At 56.0% G+C, this 18,782-nt stretch carries 15 protein-coding genes; 5 read left to right on the top strand and 10 right to left on the bottom strand.

Features of this window, described 5'->3' with window-relative positions; all coding sequences use genetic code 11:
• The first annotated feature begins 43 nt into the window (after nt 1–43).
• On the top strand, nt 44–2,938 hold the full coding sequence (locus tag ACP96_RS06320; protein WP_154020412.1) for a RecQ family ATP-dependent DNA helicase: 2,895 nt from the start codon (nt 44–46) through the stop codon (nt 2,936–2,938).
• 765 nt (nt 2,939–3,703) lie between these two features.
• Here ACP96_RS06320 and ACP96_RS06315 read toward each other — a convergent pair.
• Nucleotides 3,704–4,252: a winged helix-turn-helix domain-containing protein gene (locus ACP96_RS06315; protein WP_050032691.1), complete on the bottom strand. Its 549-nt coding sequence runs from the start codon at nt 4,250–4,252 to the stop codon at nt 3,704–3,706.
• 380 nt (nt 4,253–4,632) lie between these two features.
• Here ACP96_RS06315 and ACP96_RS06310 point away from each other — a divergent pair, with 380 nt between their 5' ends.
• Nucleotides 4,633–6,801, top strand: a complete 2,169-nt coding sequence (locus ACP96_RS06310) for a type B DNA-directed DNA polymerase (protein ID WP_050032690.1) — start codon at nt 4,633–4,635, stop codon at nt 6,799–6,801.
• 139 nt (nt 6,802–6,940) lie between these two features.
• On the opposite strand, the gene orc4 is transcribed toward ACP96_RS06310, so the two are convergent.
• A complete protein-coding gene (orc4, locus tag ACP96_RS06305) occupies nt 6,941–8,173 on the bottom strand; it encodes a DNA replication protein Orc4 (protein WP_050032689.1) in 1,233 nt (410 codons plus the stop codon).
• Nucleotides 8,174–8,894: 721 nt separating this feature from the next.
• Between orc4 and ACP96_RS06300 the strand changes: the two genes are divergently transcribed.
• Nucleotides 8,895–9,305 (top strand): winged helix-turn-helix domain-containing protein, encoded by a 411-nt coding sequence (locus tag ACP96_RS06300; protein WP_050032688.1) that lies wholly within the window; start codon nt 8,895–8,897, stop codon nt 9,303–9,305.
• Between the two features lie 71 nt (nt 9,306–9,376).
• Here ACP96_RS06300 and ACP96_RS06295 read toward each other — a convergent pair whose 3' ends face one another.
• The 7 genes from ACP96_RS06295 to ACP96_RS17580 all read right to left on the bottom strand — a co-directional run bounded on the left by ACP96_RS06295 (nt 9,377) and on the right by ACP96_RS17580 (nt 16,642).
• The gene (locus tag ACP96_RS06295) at nt 9,377–9,700 is read right to left on the bottom strand and encodes a hypothetical protein (protein ID WP_050032687.1); all 324 of its coding nucleotides are present in this window, start codon (nt 9,698–9,700) and stop codon (nt 9,377–9,379) included.
• Nucleotides 9,701–9,869: 169 nt separating this feature from the next.
• Nucleotides 9,870–11,171 carry a glutamate dehydrogenase GdhB gene (gdhB, locus tag ACP96_RS06290; protein ID WP_050032686.1) on the bottom strand — a complete coding sequence of 434 codons (1,302 nt, stop codon included), beginning with the start codon at nt 11,169–11,171 and terminating at the stop codon, nt 9,870–9,872.
• A 2-nt stretch (nt 11,172–11,173) separates the two neighbouring features.
• Nucleotides 11,174–11,317 carry a rubrerythrin-like domain-containing protein gene (locus ACP96_RS18530; RefSeq protein ID WP_154020411.1) on the bottom strand — a complete coding sequence of 48 codons (144 nt, stop codon included), beginning with the start codon at nt 11,315–11,317 and terminating at the stop codon, nt 11,174–11,176.
• A 113-nt stretch (nt 11,318–11,430) separates the two neighbouring features.
• Nucleotides 11,431–14,313 carry a bacterio-opsin activator domain-containing protein gene (locus tag ACP96_RS06285; protein WP_050032685.1) on the bottom strand — a complete coding sequence of 961 codons (2,883 nt, stop codon included), beginning with the start codon at nt 14,311–14,313 and terminating at the stop codon, nt 11,431–11,433.
• A gap of 616 nt (nt 14,314–14,929) precedes the next feature.
• Entirely contained in the window at nt 14,930–15,340 is a 411-nt protein-coding gene (locus tag ACP96_RS06280) for a hypothetical protein (RefSeq protein WP_050032684.1), read from the bottom strand.
• 138 nt (nt 15,341–15,478) lie between these two features.
• The gene (locus ACP96_RS06275; RefSeq protein ID WP_050032683.1) at nt 15,479–15,979 is read right to left on the bottom strand and encodes a molybdopterin-dependent oxidoreductase; all 501 of its coding nucleotides are present in this window, start codon (nt 15,977–15,979) and stop codon (nt 15,479–15,481) included.
• Between the two features lie 117 nt (nt 15,980–16,096).
• Nucleotides 16,097–16,642: a respiratory nitrate reductase subunit gamma gene (locus tag ACP96_RS17580; RefSeq protein ID WP_272913223.1), complete on the bottom strand. Its 546-nt coding sequence runs from the start codon at nt 16,640–16,642 to the stop codon at nt 16,097–16,099.
• Between the two features lie 134 nt (nt 16,643–16,776).
• Between ACP96_RS17580 and ACP96_RS06270 the strand changes: the two genes are divergently transcribed.
• Both ACP96_RS06270 and ACP96_RS06265 read left to right on the top strand, forming a co-directional pair.
• A complete protein-coding gene (locus ACP96_RS06270; protein WP_050032682.1) occupies nt 16,777–17,070 on the top strand; it encodes a hypothetical protein in 294 nt (97 codons plus the stop codon).
• Nucleotides 17,071–17,170: 100 nt separating this feature from the next.
• Nucleotides 17,171–17,608, top strand: coding sequence for a TRAM domain-containing protein (locus ACP96_RS06265; protein WP_050032681.1), 438 nt, complete (start codon nt 17,171–17,173; stop codon nt 17,606–17,608).
• 225 nt (nt 17,609–17,833) lie between these two features.
• Here ACP96_RS06265 and ACP96_RS06260 read toward each other — a convergent pair whose 3' ends face one another.
• Nucleotides 17,834–18,730, bottom strand: a complete 897-nt coding sequence (locus ACP96_RS06260) for a sensor histidine kinase (RefSeq protein WP_237561622.1) — start codon at nt 18,728–18,730, stop codon at nt 17,834–17,836.
• Between the last annotated feature and the right edge of the window lie 52 nt (nt 18,731–18,782).

Genomic DNA, 18,782 nt, shown 5'->3' with positions numbered 1-18,782 from the left:
ACTTCGGGCTAAACACATACCACTAAGTCAAGTCATCCACCACGTGAGTACTGAGAGTGACCCGGAGCACACGTGGTCTGCTGTCGGGTACCAGCACTCCTACGCGTTCCGTTCAGCGATGCTTGATGAGTCCGCTGAAACAGTCGATACTGACGACTCGACAGACCAACCAACAGAGCTGACGGACCTTCCTGGCGTCGGTTCCACGCGTGCTACAGCACTTTCCGAGGCTGGCTACGAGCATGTAGATGAGATCGTCGCAGCGTCGCTCCTTACCCTGACACGCTCAACTGAGCTTGGAGAACGAACCTGCCGATGTATCTGGGCGGTGGCCAATGAAGCATGTGAGAGCGAAGGAACGCTACTCGCAAACCTCGCAGACGGGCTGGATGTGCCCCGCAGTAAGGTCGCGACAGTATATGGTGACTTAGCACCTGTCGGGGTGCCACCAGAGGAAGCCGTCGGATCGCTCATTGAGTGGTTTACACCATCGCGCCTTGCTGAAGCGCTTCAAGACGGTGGCTACTCGATCAGGTACTACCATATGCTGGGCGAGGAGGGCTTCGAGACGCCATCTGATGTTACCGACGCATCTGTTGACGCGCTTACTGCGGCCCAGTATGTTGGTGATCGCGTGGCGCCATCCCTCCGTGCGGCTGTCAAAGACTGGACTGAGTCGGATGAAACGGCGACTCAGGGACAAGATCTTGCGATTGAAGAGACTGGCGAGACCCAGACTACCGACCCTGGTGACGAGACTGTAGAGGACTCGGAACAATGTGGCGAGTCTACGAGCCATACGGATCTCGAAACACCGGCAACTGAGTCTACTGGGCACTCGGGTGACGAGCCAACCGCTCAGCAAGCACAGCCCGACGATACGGATCGAGTGCCGAAAGCCCGAGCACAGGAACTGCTGGAACGAAGTATCGGTCCTGACGCGGAGTTTCGCCCACAACAGTGGGAGGCGATTGACCGGCTCGTCAATGACAACGATCGGCTATTGTTAGTCCAGCGGACGGGATGGGGCAAGAGTACGGTTTACTTCACGGCTACCAAGCTTCGCCGAGAGCAAGGTGCTGGTCCAACACTCATCGTGAGCCCGCTGTTGTCGTTGATGCACAACCAAGTCCAAGACGCGGAGAATCAGCTGGGACTCTCTGCGTGGACAATCAACTCCAACAACACCGACGAATGGGATGAGGCGAAGACCGCGATCGTTGAGGGAGAGTGTGATGTCCTCCTCATCTCACCAGAGCGACTCGCAAATTCGCAGTTCCAACAGGAGATCCTCTTAGAGATGGACGAGGAGTTCGGGCTGCTTGTCGTCGACGAGGCCCACTGTATCTCTGATTGGGGCCATGATTTCCGGCCTGACTACCGTCGGATCCGTCGCATTCTCAACGAGTTGCCGGCACATATTCCGGTGGCGGCGACGACGGCCACCGCTAACAACCGCGTTGTGGATGACATCACGACCCAGGTGCCGGACCTCGATGCGATTCGCGGGGAGTTGGTTCGCGATTCACTCCGGATCCAAACCATTGAGATGGATTCGAAGGCTGAGCGCCTCGCTTGGCTTGCTGAAAATCTTGGATCTTTCGATGGTTCGGGCATCATCTACTGCCTGACGACTGATGAAGTCGAACTCGTGGCTGAGTGGCTCCAGCAATTCGGTCACGATGTGGAGCCATACTATGGCCGCCTCGACGGCGACCGCCGACGGGAGCTTGAATCCCAGTTGATGGCCAATGACGTCGATGCGCTCGTCGCCACGAACGCACTTGGAATGGGATTCAACAAGCCTGACTTGGGGTGGGTGATCCACTTCCAACGGCCTCCGAATCTCATCCGATACTATCAGGAGATCGGGCGGGCTGGGCGTGCGCTCGATGAAGCGGAGGCAATCATGCTGAGTGGCGAGAGTGACGATGAGGTGGCTGAGTACTTCATCGAACAGGCCTTCCCCGAACCAGAGGCCTTCCAAGCGGTGCTTGAGACAATCGAGGCCAGCAACACCCAACTCCACAAGTACGAACTCCTTAAACACGTCAACGTCGGCTGGGGTGCTGTAGATACCTGTCTCAACATCTTACGAGTCGAGAATGCCATCTACAAAGGAGAGAACGGGTACGAGCGGACAACCAAAGACTGGTCGTACGACCACGAGCGCATTGAGTCAGTCACGCAGCATCGATGGGATGAGTTGGAGCGCATCCAATCGTTTGCGGCGACTGATGCGTGCCTTACACGGTTCATCGACGATGAGTTAGACGGATCGCTTGAGGAGGACTGTGGGCACTGCGCCAACTGTGTTGGTGAATTTGTTCCATCGACTGTCGAGAAGCAGGAACTGATCGATGTGGCAGTTGACCACTACAAAAGTAGCTCGACCGGTGAGATCTCATCGCGATACTACTTGCCGAAACAGGAGGGCGGGCGCTCGGTGATCGATGATGACCGCAACATGGAGGATGGCCGTGTGTTGGCGGCTCTGGATGACCCTGGTTGGGGAGCACGTGTCCGTGAACAGCGAGATACTGGTCAGTACAGTACAGAGCTTGTCTCGGCTGCTGTCGACCTGTTCGATGAGTGGAGGCCGTCGCCTGCGCCGGCGTGGGTGACGTCGATTCCGTTGTGGGACGATACTGGTCAAGTCGCAGCGCTTGCCGAGCAGATCGCAGCGACCCTCGAACTCCCGTATGTTGAGGCGCTCGAACAAACTGGTACGGTACAACCCCGCGAGGAGTTGGCTAACTCGTATCAGAAGCGGTGGAACGTCCAAGACACGATGACGGCTACTGATGGCGTTCGGGCTGCTCCGGTGTTGGTTGTTAACGATCTCGTCGACTCACGCTGGGCCTTTACTGAAGCGTCGTTTGTACTTCGTGACGCCGGGAGTGGGCCAGTATATCCGTTAGCGTTGGTAGAGGGGTAGTGTTCAGATAAGCTGATTCCATGCGAAGGCGAAGGATCGAAGTGCTCTGTTGAATCCGCAGAAGGCGTCGGGATCGGGTCTCCCTGTACTCGGTTCAGGATCGCTGCCGAGAGAATTCAGAGATACAATCTTAGCAGAGAGGGAGAGAATCGAGATCACTAGGTGGAAGGATCCAATTCATCGACGACGAAAAGGGGATAACCGCGCCTCCAGAGATCGTGATCCCCGTTCCATCATCGGATTCAACAGAGCCGTACCGGTAGAAGAACCCGTGCCGACAAGGCTCCTATGGCGGATTTTCTGCGTCGTTGATCCCATCGAATGTTCCATTCGTATAGGCGTATCGCCACCGCTGGAGAATCGCCCGCGTCACAAGGCTTGTTTCAGACACAGCAATACAAGATGGGTCGACGGGACGGCTCGGAGCATCGGGAGGTGAATGGAAGTGTCGGCGCGGGGCGTCGAGTTTCGGATGACAGTCGAACCGAAAATTTCGGTCTCGGTCATCTGTGTAGTGTGCGGCGTAGTTCCCGGTGAGACTCCACCGGACATCTATCCGCGCTGTTGACGCCGCTCCGACGCCGTCGGATAGTTCAACGGAAAGTATCTGTGGATTCAGGGGGTCGTCTAATGACGCCGCCTGGACCAGCGGCTCTAGTTCCACGAACAGGTCCCGTATTTCCCGTAGTGCCCCGGCGTCGATAGGACCAAATACCTCAGACTGCTCGTCTGGCTGAATATGGTGAGCGGGGCCTCCGTCGTCGGTCATACCACGATGGATGTATCGCCGTTACCATCGTCATCCGTGTCCGTGCCAGTGAGGTGACCAGTTTGGCTCACCTCACCGATCGCGAGTGTTGCCTGTGCGAGCGCGAGGTTACGTCGCGTCGTTTGCCATTCTGTGAGAAGTGCACCATGCTCGCTGTCGGCGTCGCCGATATCCAATTCTCGGGCGAATTCTTCAGGTGAATCAACACCGTATTCCTCGCGCCACGCCTGTATCTGCGCCTTCATATCAGCGATGCCGGACGCGATCTCTTCGGGCGTCCGTTCTGCGAGGAGCGACTGGGCGTGTTCGGTGACGATAGCCATTTCCGACCGTCGGTAGTGCGTCGTCTGACCGTTCTGAGACGTCGTTACCTCACCAGCGCTCTCGAGCGTTCGCAGGTGCTTTCGCGCCGTGGTCGGTGAGACGCGGGCACGCTCGGCGATCTGTGCTGCAGACAGCGGATCGTACACACGAGAGATGACTTCGTACACTCGTTCGAAGGGCGTCGTCTCCTCGATCCATTCCTCTTCGACGACGTCGTTCACGTCACGGTGTTCGGTGCCGCCATCCGGGCTCACTCGGTGGGGTGGGGACGGCTCTTCGGACATTATGTGCCAACCAACGGGAGAGCGGTATAATAATCTGTGGGGTAGTATATTGTTCACCGTATTCAAGATATGGAGGACTGTCCACAGCAGTCTTAACCAACAGCGATCTGTAGGACGGTCGTTCTGTTGGTTAACACGCTACCGGATGTTCAGCTAACAAACCCGGAAACGATTCTGGAAGTGGGGTTAACAGAGCGAACCCACGAGAGTACGCTGTTTCTGTCAAGGCGATCTCCATTCCCTGAAATCCGGAACAGACACACCGGCGATTATGCGAGATTTCGGTGTATAGAATGGTAGGTGGGTGACTTACGCAAATGACGTTCACGATCGATTTCCTTGATGATGGTCGCGTCCTTGAATGGGAAGCGACCGACGATGGCGCCACCATGACCGAACGCGACGACTACACGCCCCGTTTCTTCGTCGCAGCACGTGATCCTGACACCGACATCGATCTTACACAACTTCATTCACTATACGAACGGCATCCTGACGTCGTCGCGACCGAATCCGTGTCGCGGCGCTCCGGCTTCAGGCGTGACGACGAGCGCGCTCTGGCTGTCGATGTCAACCACGTCGACCGCGTCACACCGCTTGCGCGACAGGCACGCCAACTATCAGCGCATCCGGTCGGCGATCTCGCCTCCTTCAACGTCGATTTCTCACGGGAGTTTCGCTACTGTCTGGAGACGAATCGCGATCCAACGCCGGCGGCAGAACTGTCGACGCTCCGGCTCGGTATTCCAGTGACCGAGACAGGCCAAGACACGTACAGCGAGCTCACAATTGCGGGCGAGACCGTAACCGGGTCAGCAGGAGACATCCTCACCACCGTTCAAGCGGCGATCGAGACACACGACCCAGACATCCTCGTCTGCTCGACGAGCGAGATCGTCCCGACGCTGTACGAGATGGCGACGGCTGCCGGCGTCGACGACTTCTCGCTGAGTCGGTGGCCGGACGTCGACTACCAGCAACTCGCGAGTCGGTCGACGTACTCGAGCTATGGTCGCGTCGGCCACTCGCCGGCTCGGTACAATGTCCCCGGGCGGGCGATCATCGACGAGTCGAACACGTTCTTCTACGGGGAGACGAACCTCGACGGCGTCCTCGACCTCGTGTCGCGATCGAAAAAGCCCATCCAGGAACTTGCGTGGGCGTCGATCGGGAACGTTCTCACTGCGATCCAGATCTGCGAGGCCCACGACCGCGGCGTCCTCGTCCCGTGGAACTCCTGGCGTCACGAGTTTTTCAAGCCGATGGGGACGCTCCACGACGCCGATCGTGGCGGCTTCATCTTCGCGCCCGAGGTCGGCCTCCACGAGAACGTCCACGAACTCGACTTCTCCTCGTTGTACCCGAATATCATCTGTACTCGGAATGTGTCACCGGACGTCATCCGGTGTGACTGTCACAGCGACCACAAGGACGTCCCCGGCCTTGGATACTCAATTTGTGACGACCAAGGCTACCTCGTCGACGTGCTACAGCCGATCATCGACGCTCGCGACGAGATCAAGGCGGCCATCCGTCACGAGAAGGATCTGGACAACCCCGACAACGACCGGCTGGCGGAACTCAAGGGGCGGTCGGGAGCGCTGAAGTGGATTCTCGTCGCCTGCTTCGGGTATCAAGGATTCAGCAACGCGAAGTTCGGCCGTATCGAGTGCCACGAGGCAATCAACGCGTTCGCTCGCGAGATTCTGCTGACGGCGAAACAGCAGTTGGAGGACGGCGGCTGGCGTGTCGTCCACGGCATCGTTGACTCCATCTGGGTAACCCCGGACCCCGACGTCGACGACGATGACCGCGAAAACCTCGACGCGCTCGCGACGGCGATCACGGAACGCGTCGAGATTCGACTCGAACACGAAGCCCACTATGACTGGGTGGCGTTCGTTCCCCAGCGCGAGAGTGACGCCGGTGCACTCACGAAGTATTTCGGCAAGGTGGCTGGCAACGACAAGTTCAAGTTACGTGGGATCGAGGCTCGCCAGCGGTCGACCCCGTCGTTTATCGAGGATGTCCAGCGGGATTGTCTCGAACGGTTCGATGCAACGAAGTCCGCAGACGCGGTGCTCGGGCGTCTCGAACGGGCAATCGACGAACTACAGGCGGGTACCGTAGCAGTGGAGCGGCTCGTCGAACGGAATCGTGTCTCCAAGCCCTTGAAAGGGTACTCGCAGAATACCCAGAACGTGGCGGCCTTGACACGGGCTCGCGATCAAGATCTAGCAATCCACCCGGGTCAGGATATCGAGTACGTGGTCGTCGACGACGAGAAATCCTCGCGAGAGCGTGTCGCCCTCGCCCACGAAGAGATGGATTCGTACGATGTGTCGTACTACGAGACGCAACTCATCAGAGCTGTCGAGAGCGTGCTTTCACCGCTCGGGTGGGACCGATCCGACATTCGGCGAGAGCTCTCCGGTGAGAGGGACGCCGTTTTGAGCTCGTTCGGAGCCACCGACAAATTGTCGTAGTGGTCCCCACCCCTGGTTTCCGTCGTTTCGATCCAACCCCACGTTTCCGACGTAATTTTGGACCCCCCTCGTTTCCGTCGTTTCCTTACGCCCCACCCCAGATTTCCGTCGTCCGCACCCACTCAGTAGTAGGGGGTCACTATTCGCGAGTCCAGTCCTGCATCCGGCTGTCCTCGAGGATCGTTTCGCGGACGACATGGGGATCTTCAATGAGTCGGTTCTGGAGGTGGATGCCGCCCGCACTTCCCTTGTTGATCTTCTCGATTTCGACAACCCCGAGGAAGGCTTGCTCTTTCAGGATGTCGCGGAACCGACGGACGGAGAGGATGTCCATATCGAGATGGTTACAGATCCGTTCGTACTGGTCGTACACCCGACTCGTGAGGAAAGCATCGTCATTGCTGTTGACACTCAGTTCCGTGAGCGCCAGCAACGCCGCCTTCGCCTGCGTGGGTGCGCCGTTCACGAGTTCTCTGAACCGGTCCTTTTCCGCGTGTTGCTGTGCCTGGCGAACGTGTTCCTCCGCCACTTGCTCTGCTTCGGCCTCGTAGGCGACCTCCCCGGCGTGGCGAAGAATATCGATCGCCTTCCGAGCATCGCCGTGTTCCTGAGCAGCGAAGGCAGCCGAGAGCGGAATCACGTCCTCAGAAAGGACGCCGTCCTGGAAGGCATCCTCGCGGTTGAACATAATTTCCCGGAGCTGGTTGGCGTCGTATGGCTTGAAGAACAGTTCCTTGTGTTGGAAGCTGCTTTTCACGCGCTCGTTCACGCTGTCGACGTACTGGATCTTGTTGCTGATCGCGATGACACCGATACTACAGTCGATTTTCCCCGCCTCCTCAGCGCGCGAGAGCTTCATCAGCACGCTGTCGTCGTTCATCAAGTCGATCTCATCCAGGATGATGATCACAGAATCGAATTGAGCGTCGAGCGTCTTCCAGAGGAGTTTGTAGTATTTCGACGTACTGAGGCCAGTATGGGGGACAGAGATTCCAGTCGAAGATTCATCGTTCAGCTTCGCAGCAAGTGAGGAGATTGCTTGGGTCTCGGTATTGTCTTCTGCACAGTCAATATACGCTGTTCCAATCTCGACGCCATCCTGAGCGGCATTTTGAGCTCGTTGACAGACGTGTTTTGAAACGAGAGATTTACCGGTCCCAGTTTTCCCGTAGATCATCACGTTTTCCGGAGAGTACCCGTGGACAGCACCATTGAGACGTTTCGCGAGTTTCGAGATTTCCTCGTCGCGACCGACGATCCGGTCAGCTTCCGGAACGTGGCCGATTTTTAGGAGATCCTTGTTCGCGAAGATACGATGCCCGGATTCAAAGAGTGGATCGTCGACAGAACTGGGTGAGGAGTCGGGCGTCATTGAATATCACACGGTGTGAGAGGGGGGAGTATAAATCTAGTGGAGAACACTACCCCACGTTTCCGACGTTCATTGTCCGATATCAGCGGGAAAAAGACGTAATTCGGCGGAATTGGATTTCTGACAATATAGCCGCGTTTCCGACGTGCGATAGGAAACCCGTAGACGGAAGCGTCTCCTCGATCTCGAACCCCGAACCCACACACCCCACGTTTCCGTCGTAATCACTGAACAGGTGGGGAGGGGACTCGAAGAAGACGTCCACAACGAGATACCAAAGACGAGAGCGGCCTAGCCGTCCAAAGCTGGCCGTCTATAGAAGCAGCTGGAAAGGGTTGTTTCATCTGAGGGGGCGAAGCACTTCGCCCTCTCGTTTGTCGAAGTTGACTTAATGAACGTTTCTCAGCCATACTACTTTAATCTAAGTGTTCCTAAAGTTAGTTCATCTAGATTGTTTCTAGGTCAACATAATTAGCGGCTGTATTGTACTAATCCTAGCCTCTCCCTGCGCCGTCGTGGAGAAACGACGGAAACGCGGGGGGTGTGGTCCCTTCGAAGCCAGCCGCACCCCTCCACCCACATCCAGTTACGACGGAAACGTGGGGTGGGTGTCCTCCCTCATCGAGTTTTATTGTGGCGACCTCATCATAGGCCAATTCGTTCAAAACCAATTCGTATATCAACGAAACGCTTTTGCGCGTACCACCCGAACAGCAAAGTAATGAGTACGTCCGATCACCCGCCAAGCGAGTTGGAGTCTGTCCGGAAGCGGCTCAACGTCGTCACCCAAGAGACGCGCTTCGCGCTCCTCCAGGACATCCTCGGACATCCGTCGGAACTACCGACGCTGAAAGAGCTCGACTACGTCAACCCGAGCAAGAGCCAGACGACGATTCGCCAGCACCTCCAGCAGCTCGTCGACGCCGGTATCGTCAATGAAGTGCTCCTGCCGGATGACCGCCGGCAGAACGATTTGCCGTACAAGTTCTACGGGATCAGTGAGAGTGGTCGGCAGTTCCTTGAAGAGCACAAGCTCTACCGGGCACAAGACACACTTCAAGAGATCTACGGCCGCGTGGAGAAAACCAAGGACATCAAACGGTACGAGACTGCCCCGCGGCCCGAGTACTGACAGCGCTGGCGTTCACATCGCAAGCCGGGTCTCTCCGAATGTTTGACCACCCGATTGAGACGTAGTTTCGTCTATCCGTCCGAATTGACGGGTCCTTTATATTTTGACTTTACCTTCTCCCCATCTCGCCACTGCCAGTAGTAGTAGCGATTGTCGTTGATTTCCTTGATCGTGATCGTCGCTTTTGTAGGGACGTCGTCTGGGTGATCGTCTGGTCCCTCTTTGACTTCTTCTTGATCTGCCGACTCCTCGAGACGAGCCTCTCGTTCCTTGTGCTCGGCTAGCACTTCAGCGTACGTGGCCACCTCTCGAAGATGGTCTGGAGTCGACTCGTTGAGCGCGTTGACGACCTCCGTCGGGAGGTTCGCCGGTGGGGTCGGGGGCTCGTAGGACATCGGCTGCTCTTACGTTAACCAACACAGACCGCCTATCTATAGTTTTGTTGGTTAATTAGATATTGGCTCTGTCTGATTCTGAAGAGCATGAATAGTGAACTATTCATAAATAGGATGGGTGATTACGCGTTATCGGGCCTGGTTGTCTCACCGTCATGTCTAACTTGAGTTAGGGCCAGAGGCCTCGTGCCTCGTGGGCCTCAGCAATACGTGTGAGTGCCACGATGTAGGCTGCATCTCGCCAGGTGACGTCTCGGTGTTCGAACTCTGTCTGGACGGCCTGCCAGGCGGCCTGCATCTCCGTTTCGAGTTCGTTGTTCACCCGTTCGAGCGACCAGGACCGCCGATTGATGTCCTGGAGCCATTCGAAATAGCTCACTGTAACGCCGCCCGCATTGGCGAGAATATCGGGAATCACGGCGATACCTCGCTCTGTGAGAATCGAATCGGCCGTCGAGGTTGTCGGACCATTCGCGCCTTCGACGACCATGTCTGTAGCGATCGCCTCCGCATTCTCTTCGGTGATCACATTACCCAGTGCCGCTGGAATGAGTACGTCGACGTCGAGTGTGAGCAATTCGTCGTTCGAGATTACGGTGTCCGCATACGTGGTGACGGCTTCCGGTTCCTCGTCGTGCGACGGGACAGAATCTGTATCGATCCCCTCAGGATCATACATCGCCCCGTTCACGTCGCTGATCGCGACGACGGTCGCGCCCCACTCGTCGAGCAATCGTGCGGCATTCGCCCCGACGCTCCCGTAGCCCTGGACTGCGACTGTTGTGTCTGTGAGTTCCTGGTCGTAGTACTCGCAGACTAACTGCGTGATGATCGCGACACTTCGACCAGGGGCTTCTTCACGTCCTTTACTGCCGCCAACGATCGGCGGTTTGCCGGTGACAACACCCGGTGTCGTCTCACCTTCTTGCATCGAGTACGCGTCCATCAACCACGCCATGGTTTGTGGATCCGTTCCCATGTCGGGGGCGGGAATATCCTGATTGGGGCCGATGGCATCACGTAGTTCCTGCGCGAACCGACGAGTGAGACGCTCCTTTTCGTCCGAACTCAGGTCCTTTGGATTGACAGCGACGCCGCCTTTGGCCCCGCCGAAGGGCAGGTCCATAACGGCACATTTCCAGGTCATCCACATACCGAGTCCGACACACTCGTCTCTGGTGACGTGCGGGTGGTATCGAAGCCCACCCTTGTACGGACCTCTGACGCTGTCGTGTTGGGCTCGATAGCCCGTGAACACCTCGACGGTTCCGTCGTCCCGCTCGATGGGGATCGTCACTTCATGAACCTTTTTGGGGTGTTTGAGACGCTCGACGACGTTCGGATCAATGTCGAGGTGGTCGGCAGCTTGGTACAGCTGGCGACGGGCCGTTTCGAGCGCAGATTCCGACTCTATCGACGGTTCCGCCTCGTCGTCTGACTCGTTGCGGGTACTATCGGCTTTGGAGGCCATAGTCATTCGAGCGGCATTTGACGGTTTCGCATCGGTCCACTACAGTCGGGACACTGGCCGGGGCTGGTCTCTGCGATGATGATTTTTCCACACTCGAAGCACTCGTATGTGGTTTCTTCGTCTATTTCTGGGTCGATATCTATCATTGTGAGTTCACGAGTGCCAGCACACAGACCAAGGCACTCTACATATAGATAATAAGTGTATAAGGGAATATTGGGGTGTTGATTAACAAACTATCCCAATTATCCCCAGTTTGTTATTCAACCGTCTTAGCAGAAGCAGCGATAGGGAGGTTGTTCTCTTCAAAAAGCGTCGCAAACAGTTTGCGCTGAACGGTCCGAGCGTGTGTATAGAAGGCAGGCGGAGAAATTCCTAACGTCGCAGCAACGTCTTCTCCGGTGCTCTCGCGTGGCGACTCGAAATATCCGCTGTAGTATGCGGTTTGGATCACCTCGAGTTGTCGCTCGGTTAGCTTGTCGAGGAACCTCGAATAGAGATCGTGTGTAGCGGTCTGATCGAGTGTCTGTTTGGCACGGAGTTCGACAGTGGAGAACGTCTCGCGGACGAGTTGCGTGATCGTTCGGACGTCGATACTGTCCGGGATATCGATGACGAGCGTCGTCGTGGTCGGATCAGCCGTCGCTTCACGAAACACGGCGCCGTGATCGGCCAGTTCCAAGGCGAGAAACGGCTGTGTGAGCCGGAGTCGTAGAACGCCGCCTTCATCCTCGGTACTGATCGTCTGGACATCACCGATAGCAACCAGCTGCGAGGCGGCTTCTACGACGTCCTCCAGCGACGCGTCTTCAACGGTGACGAACACGTAACTCCCCTCTCTGGATTGCTGGACTCCTCCCTGGTACGAGAGAGTACATCCGGCGTCCTTCGCAAGTCGTGAGAGGACGAATGCCGGATCATCGATGGTGAACTCGACACGCGTCATCGATGTCGTAAGCAGCGCATTTTTCCGCTCGATCGCACTGAGAGCAGACGCAATTGTTTCGCCGAGTTCGGCCAGGACGGCTTTCGTCGTGTCGCCGAACGCATCTTGGGTCGGCGCGTAGACCGTCAGGACGCCGTGCGTGAGGTCATTGTACACGAGGGGAATGCTCAATACAGATAGGTAGTCGCGAGCGAGCGCGTCTTTACGCCATGGTTCATCACGGAGCCCGGCAGCGACGTTCGACACCATCGTTACGTCGCCAGTGGCCGCGGTTTGTCCAGCTGGCTCCGTATTTGCCACGTCGACGGCAAACGACTGACTATCCAGATATCCCTGTTCGGAGCCTGCCCAGGCCCGTGGCTCGATAGTGTCGGTCGTCGGGTCAACCGTGCCTATCCAGGCGAACCTGAACCGGTCATCGGCAGTCAACAGTTCACAGACCGTCTGATCGATCTCATCCCGCGTTTCGGCTTGTACGACTGCTTGATCGATCTCACGAATCGTCTCGTTGATGCGGTTCAGCGCGGTGAGCTGTTCGTTTTGCTGCTGGAGTGTGCGATCCTGTTCACGGAGTCGGGACTCTCGTGTAATGCGGTCGAGGGCTGCCTCAGCGGTTGCGGCGAGTAGATCGGCTAGTTCTCGGGTTACGTCGTCGAAGACGCCAACGTGGTCTGAACCAGCGATGAATACCCCGTGATTGCCAAGTGGAATGTAGGCTGCACTGCGAAGGTCAGTCGCCCGGTTTTCGAGTCGGTCAGTCTCGTGTACATCGTCGAAAAACAATGCTTCGTCCTCGACAAAACTGTAACTCGGAAGCGTTTTTCCGTCGGCATGAACGGTGGGGAGCGGTCCGTTGAGTTTTTTCATTGTGGCCGAGTGCGCTGCGGGTCGGAGATTGTTGGTATCGGCATCAAAGAGATAGACCGCACTCGCATCCAGATTTAGTACACTAGGTGTATCGTCGACGATATGCTGGGCAATCTCTTGGTGAGTCTCGGCGTAGAGGAAATCGCGCGCCGTCTCGTGGAGCGTTGCGAGTGCTTCCTCACGCTGCTTGCGTTTCGTGATATCCCGACAGCTGAAGAGGAACGTTCCTTCCTGAATCGAGACTTCGCGAACGTTGACCAGGAGCGTGTGTTCGCGACCAGCCTTGTCCGTGGCCGTGGTTTCGATATTCTTGAGAACACCGTTTTTCGCGAGTTCGGCACGGTCGAAGAGATCCTCACCCAGGAGGTCGTCGATCGTCCCTTGCTCGTGAATCTCATCGGCCGTGTAGCCGAAGATGAAGTGGACGTTGGGACAGACGTAGGTGTACCCGCCGTCTTCGTTCGTGATGAGAACCGTGTCGGTCATGTTGTTCAGCGTAACACGGTGGAGTTCCTCTGACTGACGGAGGTTACGTTCGAGGTCGACACGCTCGGTGATGTCGACGCCTTCAACGACAATTGAAACGACCTCGTCACGTTCGTTTTCGACTGGGCGCACAGAGAGATCGATCACGCTCGGGTCCTCGATATGTAGCGGCTGTGTGACGACCGCGTTGCCAAATTTGTTACCTAGTGCGTCCTCCACGATCTGTTGGATATCTGTGTTCGTTGCATCGGTCTGTGACCACCACGGAAGCGTCCAGAATGGCTCGCCGACAACTGTTTCGACGTCCGCATCTATCATTTCCCGTGCTGTTTCGTTCACACGGGTGAGTGAGCCATCTGGGTCAAGCACCCATGTCGCGGTTCGTGAATCATTGAATATTGCGTCGAATTGTCTGGCACGCTCCCTTTGTGTGATCGATCGCTGTGCGGACCGGACGGCACATTCCGTTCGTTCAATGAGCTCGTCGGTCATCTGTTCTACCGGTTCCGTGAGCGCGATGTAATCAGTTACACCAGCTTGGATTGCCTTGCTGGCGATGGTTTCACTCCCGTCAGCAATACATAGTAGTACTGGAAGCGTAGTGGTCTCGTTACGGATCTCTTTGAGGAGTTCAAGTCCAGTCGTCTGTTCAAGCGCGTACTCGCTGATGAGACAATCTGGGGTTCGGTCCTTGACGATGTCGACCGCCTCTGCTTTGGTTTGAACCCGTTTCACAGTCGCGTCAGTCCGCCTTTCGAGCGTCTCGGCGAGTTGTATGACCCAGTTGCTCGTCCCGACGAGCAAAACTGTCGACGAATCGAGAACGGTTGTCGAGGAGATCACTATTCGAACGGAGGGGTAAAATCGATACTGTTCTCGATACCAAGTTGCGTTGGGTTTCGGCTCTGCTGCTGGACCTGGTCGGGATGCGCGTACATAGCTGGTTTACTATCAAACCACCTGTTAACAAAGGTGTTTGCCGTATAGCTTTCGAAGACATGAACAGCCATATGTAACGTTGAACTGCGCTTATCGGAATCCGCCACAGTCGAACGTCTCTTCCCGATCTCCTCGTCTCGCCTTCCGACCCATTTTCGAGTAAGGACTACCCGAACTACTGCCACCTATCCTGATGATTCCACCTCCCTACGTCGGATTCCCAGTGTATGTTGGTTGACCCCGGCCGTATCCAACCGTCACGCCATCGGCCAGTAGGATCCCCTCGCTCTGTCATGACTCGGTGAAGGCTGGAATGCGCCTCCGACCCTCGGCGAGCGCTGAAAAACTCGCTCTTATGTAGAGCTGCGGAAACAGACGACCGACGGTGACCGAGTGGAGGGTATATATTCTGATCACCGACGGCTCAGCGTAATTATATGGGATTTCCGCGTTTCTACATAACGGCGAACAAACTCAACCAACAACGTGGAGGAACAAGAACTAGGCGTTGGTTGACGGCTTAAACAGCCTCTTCGAGCCAATCGAACTGGGACGTGAGCTCTTTTCGCCGTTGTCGTTTGATGACCGTCGAATCGAGTACATCTCCGATGATCGCAACATCGAGCGCGAACTCCGTCGTTGCGATTACCTCACTCCCGTTAGGTGTCGGCGTGATAGTGTATGCCGTCCGCATTTCCTCGAAAATGCCGTCACGCTGTTCGTAGGCGAGGTCGGCGTCAGGTCGGTCAACGAGTTCGAGCGTGAGTTCGATAGTCGCGATCCCCACCTCGTTCGCGACGCGGATTATTTCGCCATCAACGAAAACCGCGTCGAAGCCTGACGCTCGCATGAACTGATCGAGTCGACTCATCGATTCGCGGACGACGATCGGCGAAGCGTCGATCGTTCGCGAAAGCGTCACTGAATCCATGGATCGGGATTCTCTTCGGAAAACGTCCGAGATACCTGTATTGGGTTTGTGAGCATTCGATGGCTCATTCGACGAGTCCGTCTCGTTTAATGTATATTACGAGCATGTCGGTCGGAATTGTCCGCCCCACGGGAACGGCTACTCCAGTCTGCTGGTCGCTATGTTTTCGGCGGTGTCGTCGGCGGCGGGTTCCGAAGTACACACCTCCAGCGTCGTCACCCACTTGACGCTCTCCCAGCAATCCGAGTCACCGGTGGTTGGGACGAGTCGGGCCGGGCCACCGTGCTCTAAAGGGAGGGGCCGACCGTCTAGCTCAACGGCGATGAGAGCGTCGTCCACGCGATCTCGTTGGTACGAACAGGCGTACTCCCCGTCCATCGAGCGGACAAGCACGTAGTCGGCATCGGCCTCGGGGGTGGCACGGTTCAAAATCGAACTGACGCGTATTCCTCGCCACGACAGATCCTCTGCGATCCATCCCTCGACGCACTCGAAGTCCTCTGTAACCGTCTCAAGGGGAAACTCCGGTAACTCCTCCCGCCTGATACGAAGCGGTTCGGAAACCGCACCGGTGACTCGGAGCGTCCACTCGCTCGGATCGATCGCGTCGGGAACGTTGTGAGTTCGTAGCTGGGACATTGTATTATCGCTGAAAACCTCCTAAGTGTCGTGTTCAGTCGCTAAATAAGCATCTGGGATGAGGTAGTTAGACTGTGTGGACTTCGTATCTCTTCGCGGGGGGTGATGACATCAGAATCATGTTCGACCTCCTCGATCTTGAATTCTTCCCGTTCGACAGTATCGACGACATCGATTAAATTCTACCCCCGGTAACTCTCTGTGAGACGTCCCACTGGGGATCTCTGTAGAAAATGCGTCTGTATTCGACCTCCTAGTCTCAAAACCACCCCATCTGTGTTTATCGCCGCTCTCCCCTGGGTAGATACTCTCATACCCCCGCATCGTGATGTACAGACGCACGAGGTAGTCCAACGGCGCGCTCCAGAGGTGGACGAGTTTCGTGAACGGGAAGTATGCCCAAAACTGGAACAACGTGACGACGTGAATCCACATCACGAGTGACTGGTTCGCGATAAGTGAGGGATCCGGATCCAGGATGAGCAGACCGATAAACCAGCCGAAATTCGACGTGGAGACGCCGAAGACCCTGATGATCAGCGACCGGTACAGCGCCGTCCCGAGGATAACGAGTAGGAACAGATGGACGACGTAGTCTTGGGGCATACTCATCGTGCGCAACCGCGGTGAGAGGCTTATGGCAGAACTGGAGGATACTGTCACAGCCGTAACTGAGGAAGAGCTGTCCTACAGTACCCGTTGGGGGGACGACAGACCGGCCACGGGAATTGGCCAGATACTGTTTCCGGACCTTCCTCAAGGCGGGTCTTTATCGGTGTGATGGACGAAGCCATCGTATGAGCGACTCGGCGTCTCCAAGCGCCTCTATCTCGCTATCTGGGCCGACTGACGTTCCAGCAGTCCTGAATCGGGCTGGAATCGATTACGTCAGTGTTCACGATCAGCGACTACTCGCTATCTATCGCACCGGCATCTTCAATGTGGTAACTGAGCCGGAGTCGGTGTCGAATGCGCACAAACTCGAGATCGAATGCTGGGAAGCACCGCTCCCGTCTCGTGATGATGAGCGATCACCACAGGAGCTTCTTGACGACTTTGCCGCCGTGTTTGAGCGTGGCGATATGTCCTGAATCGTCTATCTGATTTCTCGCTCGAAACGACAGTGTCAGTAGAGAGTGACAGGAACAGTAGAGTCAAGTTCTCTAGCATAAGTTAAGACATACGCAATCTATGGATATCTCTGAGACGCTCCAGACGTTGTATACTGCGACTGTTGAGCAAGAGGACGGCAGCTACCAGATTACCGTACCGGAACGCGAGATAGCCACAGGGGCAATCACCGAAGATGAAACATACCGTGTTGCGCTTATTTCGACGTCAGCGTCGGATGCTGACGATACAGAGACGACTGACACCATCCAACCTGCTGACCACGAAGATCAGCACCAAGACTTTGAGGGCCCGCCTGTTGAGGAAGGTGAGCAGCGGGGGGTTGAGATCGAGAACCTCGGTGACCAAGGTGACGGGATCGCAAAAGTCGAGCGGGGCTACGTCGTGATCGTTCCCGAAACGAGCGTCGGAGACCGCGTCACCGTCGAGATGCGACAGGTGCGCGAAAACGTTGCGTTCGCGGATGTCGTCGATCGCAACCCTCGCCAAGAAGTCTAGGACTCGCTGACTCGCACTGGCAAGTGCGGTATCGAGCACTTCTCACACCCAATGTTGATCCGATTACGGTCAATACAAGAGATTCACGAATCAGTCAGTACAGCGGACTCACGTACCGATTATCTTACTGATTCTTGTCTTCACTCACAAGAATTGTGTGAGACCGTGATTGCGTTCGAGTGACTCACTCGTAGTAACACAGCTGTTCTACAACTTCAGCAGACCTCATGAAGATACCTTGTTCGATGGCGTGTGAACGGGTAGCTCAACGACGAAGACGGAACCGGTAGGATCGTTGTCTTCAACCCACACGTCGCCACCGAATTGTTCGGTGAAGAGATGGACGAGATACAGACCGATCCCCGATCCCGAACTGTCTAATCCCTTTTCTCCCTTCCCGAAGATCTGTTCTTTCTGGTCGTCAGAGATACCGGGCCCGTTATCTGCAATCCGGTACCGAACAGTCTCTGGATTCACTTCACAGGTAACGGTGATTTCAGGGTCTTCTTTGTCGTTGTGTCGGACCGCATTTTCGAGGATATTTCGGAAGACCGATGAGAGCATTTCATTTGCCTGGACCGACACGTCGGGGAGTTCACCCGATACCTGAAACTGGGCGTTCGGGAATGAATCACGTACTACAGCGAGTTCAGTGTCAAGAAGCGGCTGTAGCTCGATTTCAGTCAATTCAGCAGTTCCGTCCATTGATAGCGATTCAACGAAGTCGCGTGCAACATCTGTAAATTGAATCACGTGCCGGGACTTCTGTAACACTCGGCTCAGAGCATCTTTCCCATCATCATCGATATGATCTTCAAGGATCTCGGCCCAGCCGAGAATCACAGCCATATCGTTCCGGATGTCATGACGAACCACGCGGTTCAGGGCTTCAAGCTGTTCGGTCTTCTCTTCGAGCCGCAGTCGATATGATTCACGTTCAGTGACGTCAGAAATTGTCACTAACTGGCCGGTCATCACCTCTCCAGCTAGGAATGGCGTGCTTGAGACGTCATAGTACCGTGTTTCGTCATCCTGCGTAATTGCCAATACCTCTTGTTTTGTGAGATGATCCGCAAGTGCTGTATTCACAGTATCGAGCGGTTTGCCAAACGAATCCTCCAAGGCTGGGAAGAGTCTGTGAGCTGCTTGATTAGTATGAGTTTACCCCGAAGTC

The organism is Halorubrum halophilum (genome assembly GCF_000739595.1).
Lineage (GTDB): Archaea > Halobacteriota > Halobacteria > Halobacteriales > Haloferacaceae > Halorubrum > Halorubrum halophilum.
This window is presented reverse-complemented; position numbering and strand designations above follow the sequence as displayed.

What these genes read in the sequence shown, in the direction of transcription:
- ACP96_RS06310 (WP_050032690.1), top strand. Translation starts at nt 4,633, where the DNA reads ATGACGTTCACGATCGATTTCCTTGATGATGGTCGCGTCCTTGAATGG.
- orc4 (WP_050032689.1), bottom strand. Translation starts at nt 8,173, where the DNA reads ATGACGCCCGACTCCTCACCCAGTTCTGTCGACGATCCACTCTTTGAA.
- ACP96_RS06300 (WP_050032688.1), top strand. Translation starts at nt 8,895, where the DNA reads ATGAGTACGTCCGATCACCCGCCAAGCGAGTTGGAGTCTGTCCGGAAG.
- ACP96_RS06295 (WP_050032687.1), bottom strand. Translation starts at nt 9,700, where the DNA reads ATGTCCTACGAGCCCCCGACCCCACCGGCGAACCTCCCGACGGAGGTC.
- gdhB (WP_050032686.1), bottom strand. Translation starts at nt 11,171, where the DNA reads ATGGCCTCCAAAGCCGATAGTACCCGCAACGAGTCAGACGACGAGGCG.
- ACP96_RS18530 (WP_154020411.1), bottom strand. Translation starts at nt 11,317, where the DNA reads ATGATAGATATCGACCCAGAAATAGACGAAGAAACCACATACGAGTGC.
- ACP96_RS06280 (WP_050032684.1), bottom strand. Translation starts at nt 15,340, where the DNA reads ATGGATTCAGTGACGCTTTCGCGAACGATCGACGCTTCGCCGATCGTC.
- ACP96_RS06275 (WP_050032683.1), bottom strand. Translation starts at nt 15,979, where the DNA reads ATGTCCCAGCTACGAACTCACAACGTTCCCGACGCGATCGATCCGAGC.
- ACP96_RS06270 (WP_050032682.1), top strand. Translation starts at nt 16,777, where the DNA reads ATGAGCGACTCGGCGTCTCCAAGCGCCTCTATCTCGCTATCTGGGCCG.
- ACP96_RS06265 (WP_050032681.1), top strand. Translation starts at nt 17,171, where the DNA reads ATGGATATCTCTGAGACGCTCCAGACGTTGTATACTGCGACTGTTGAG.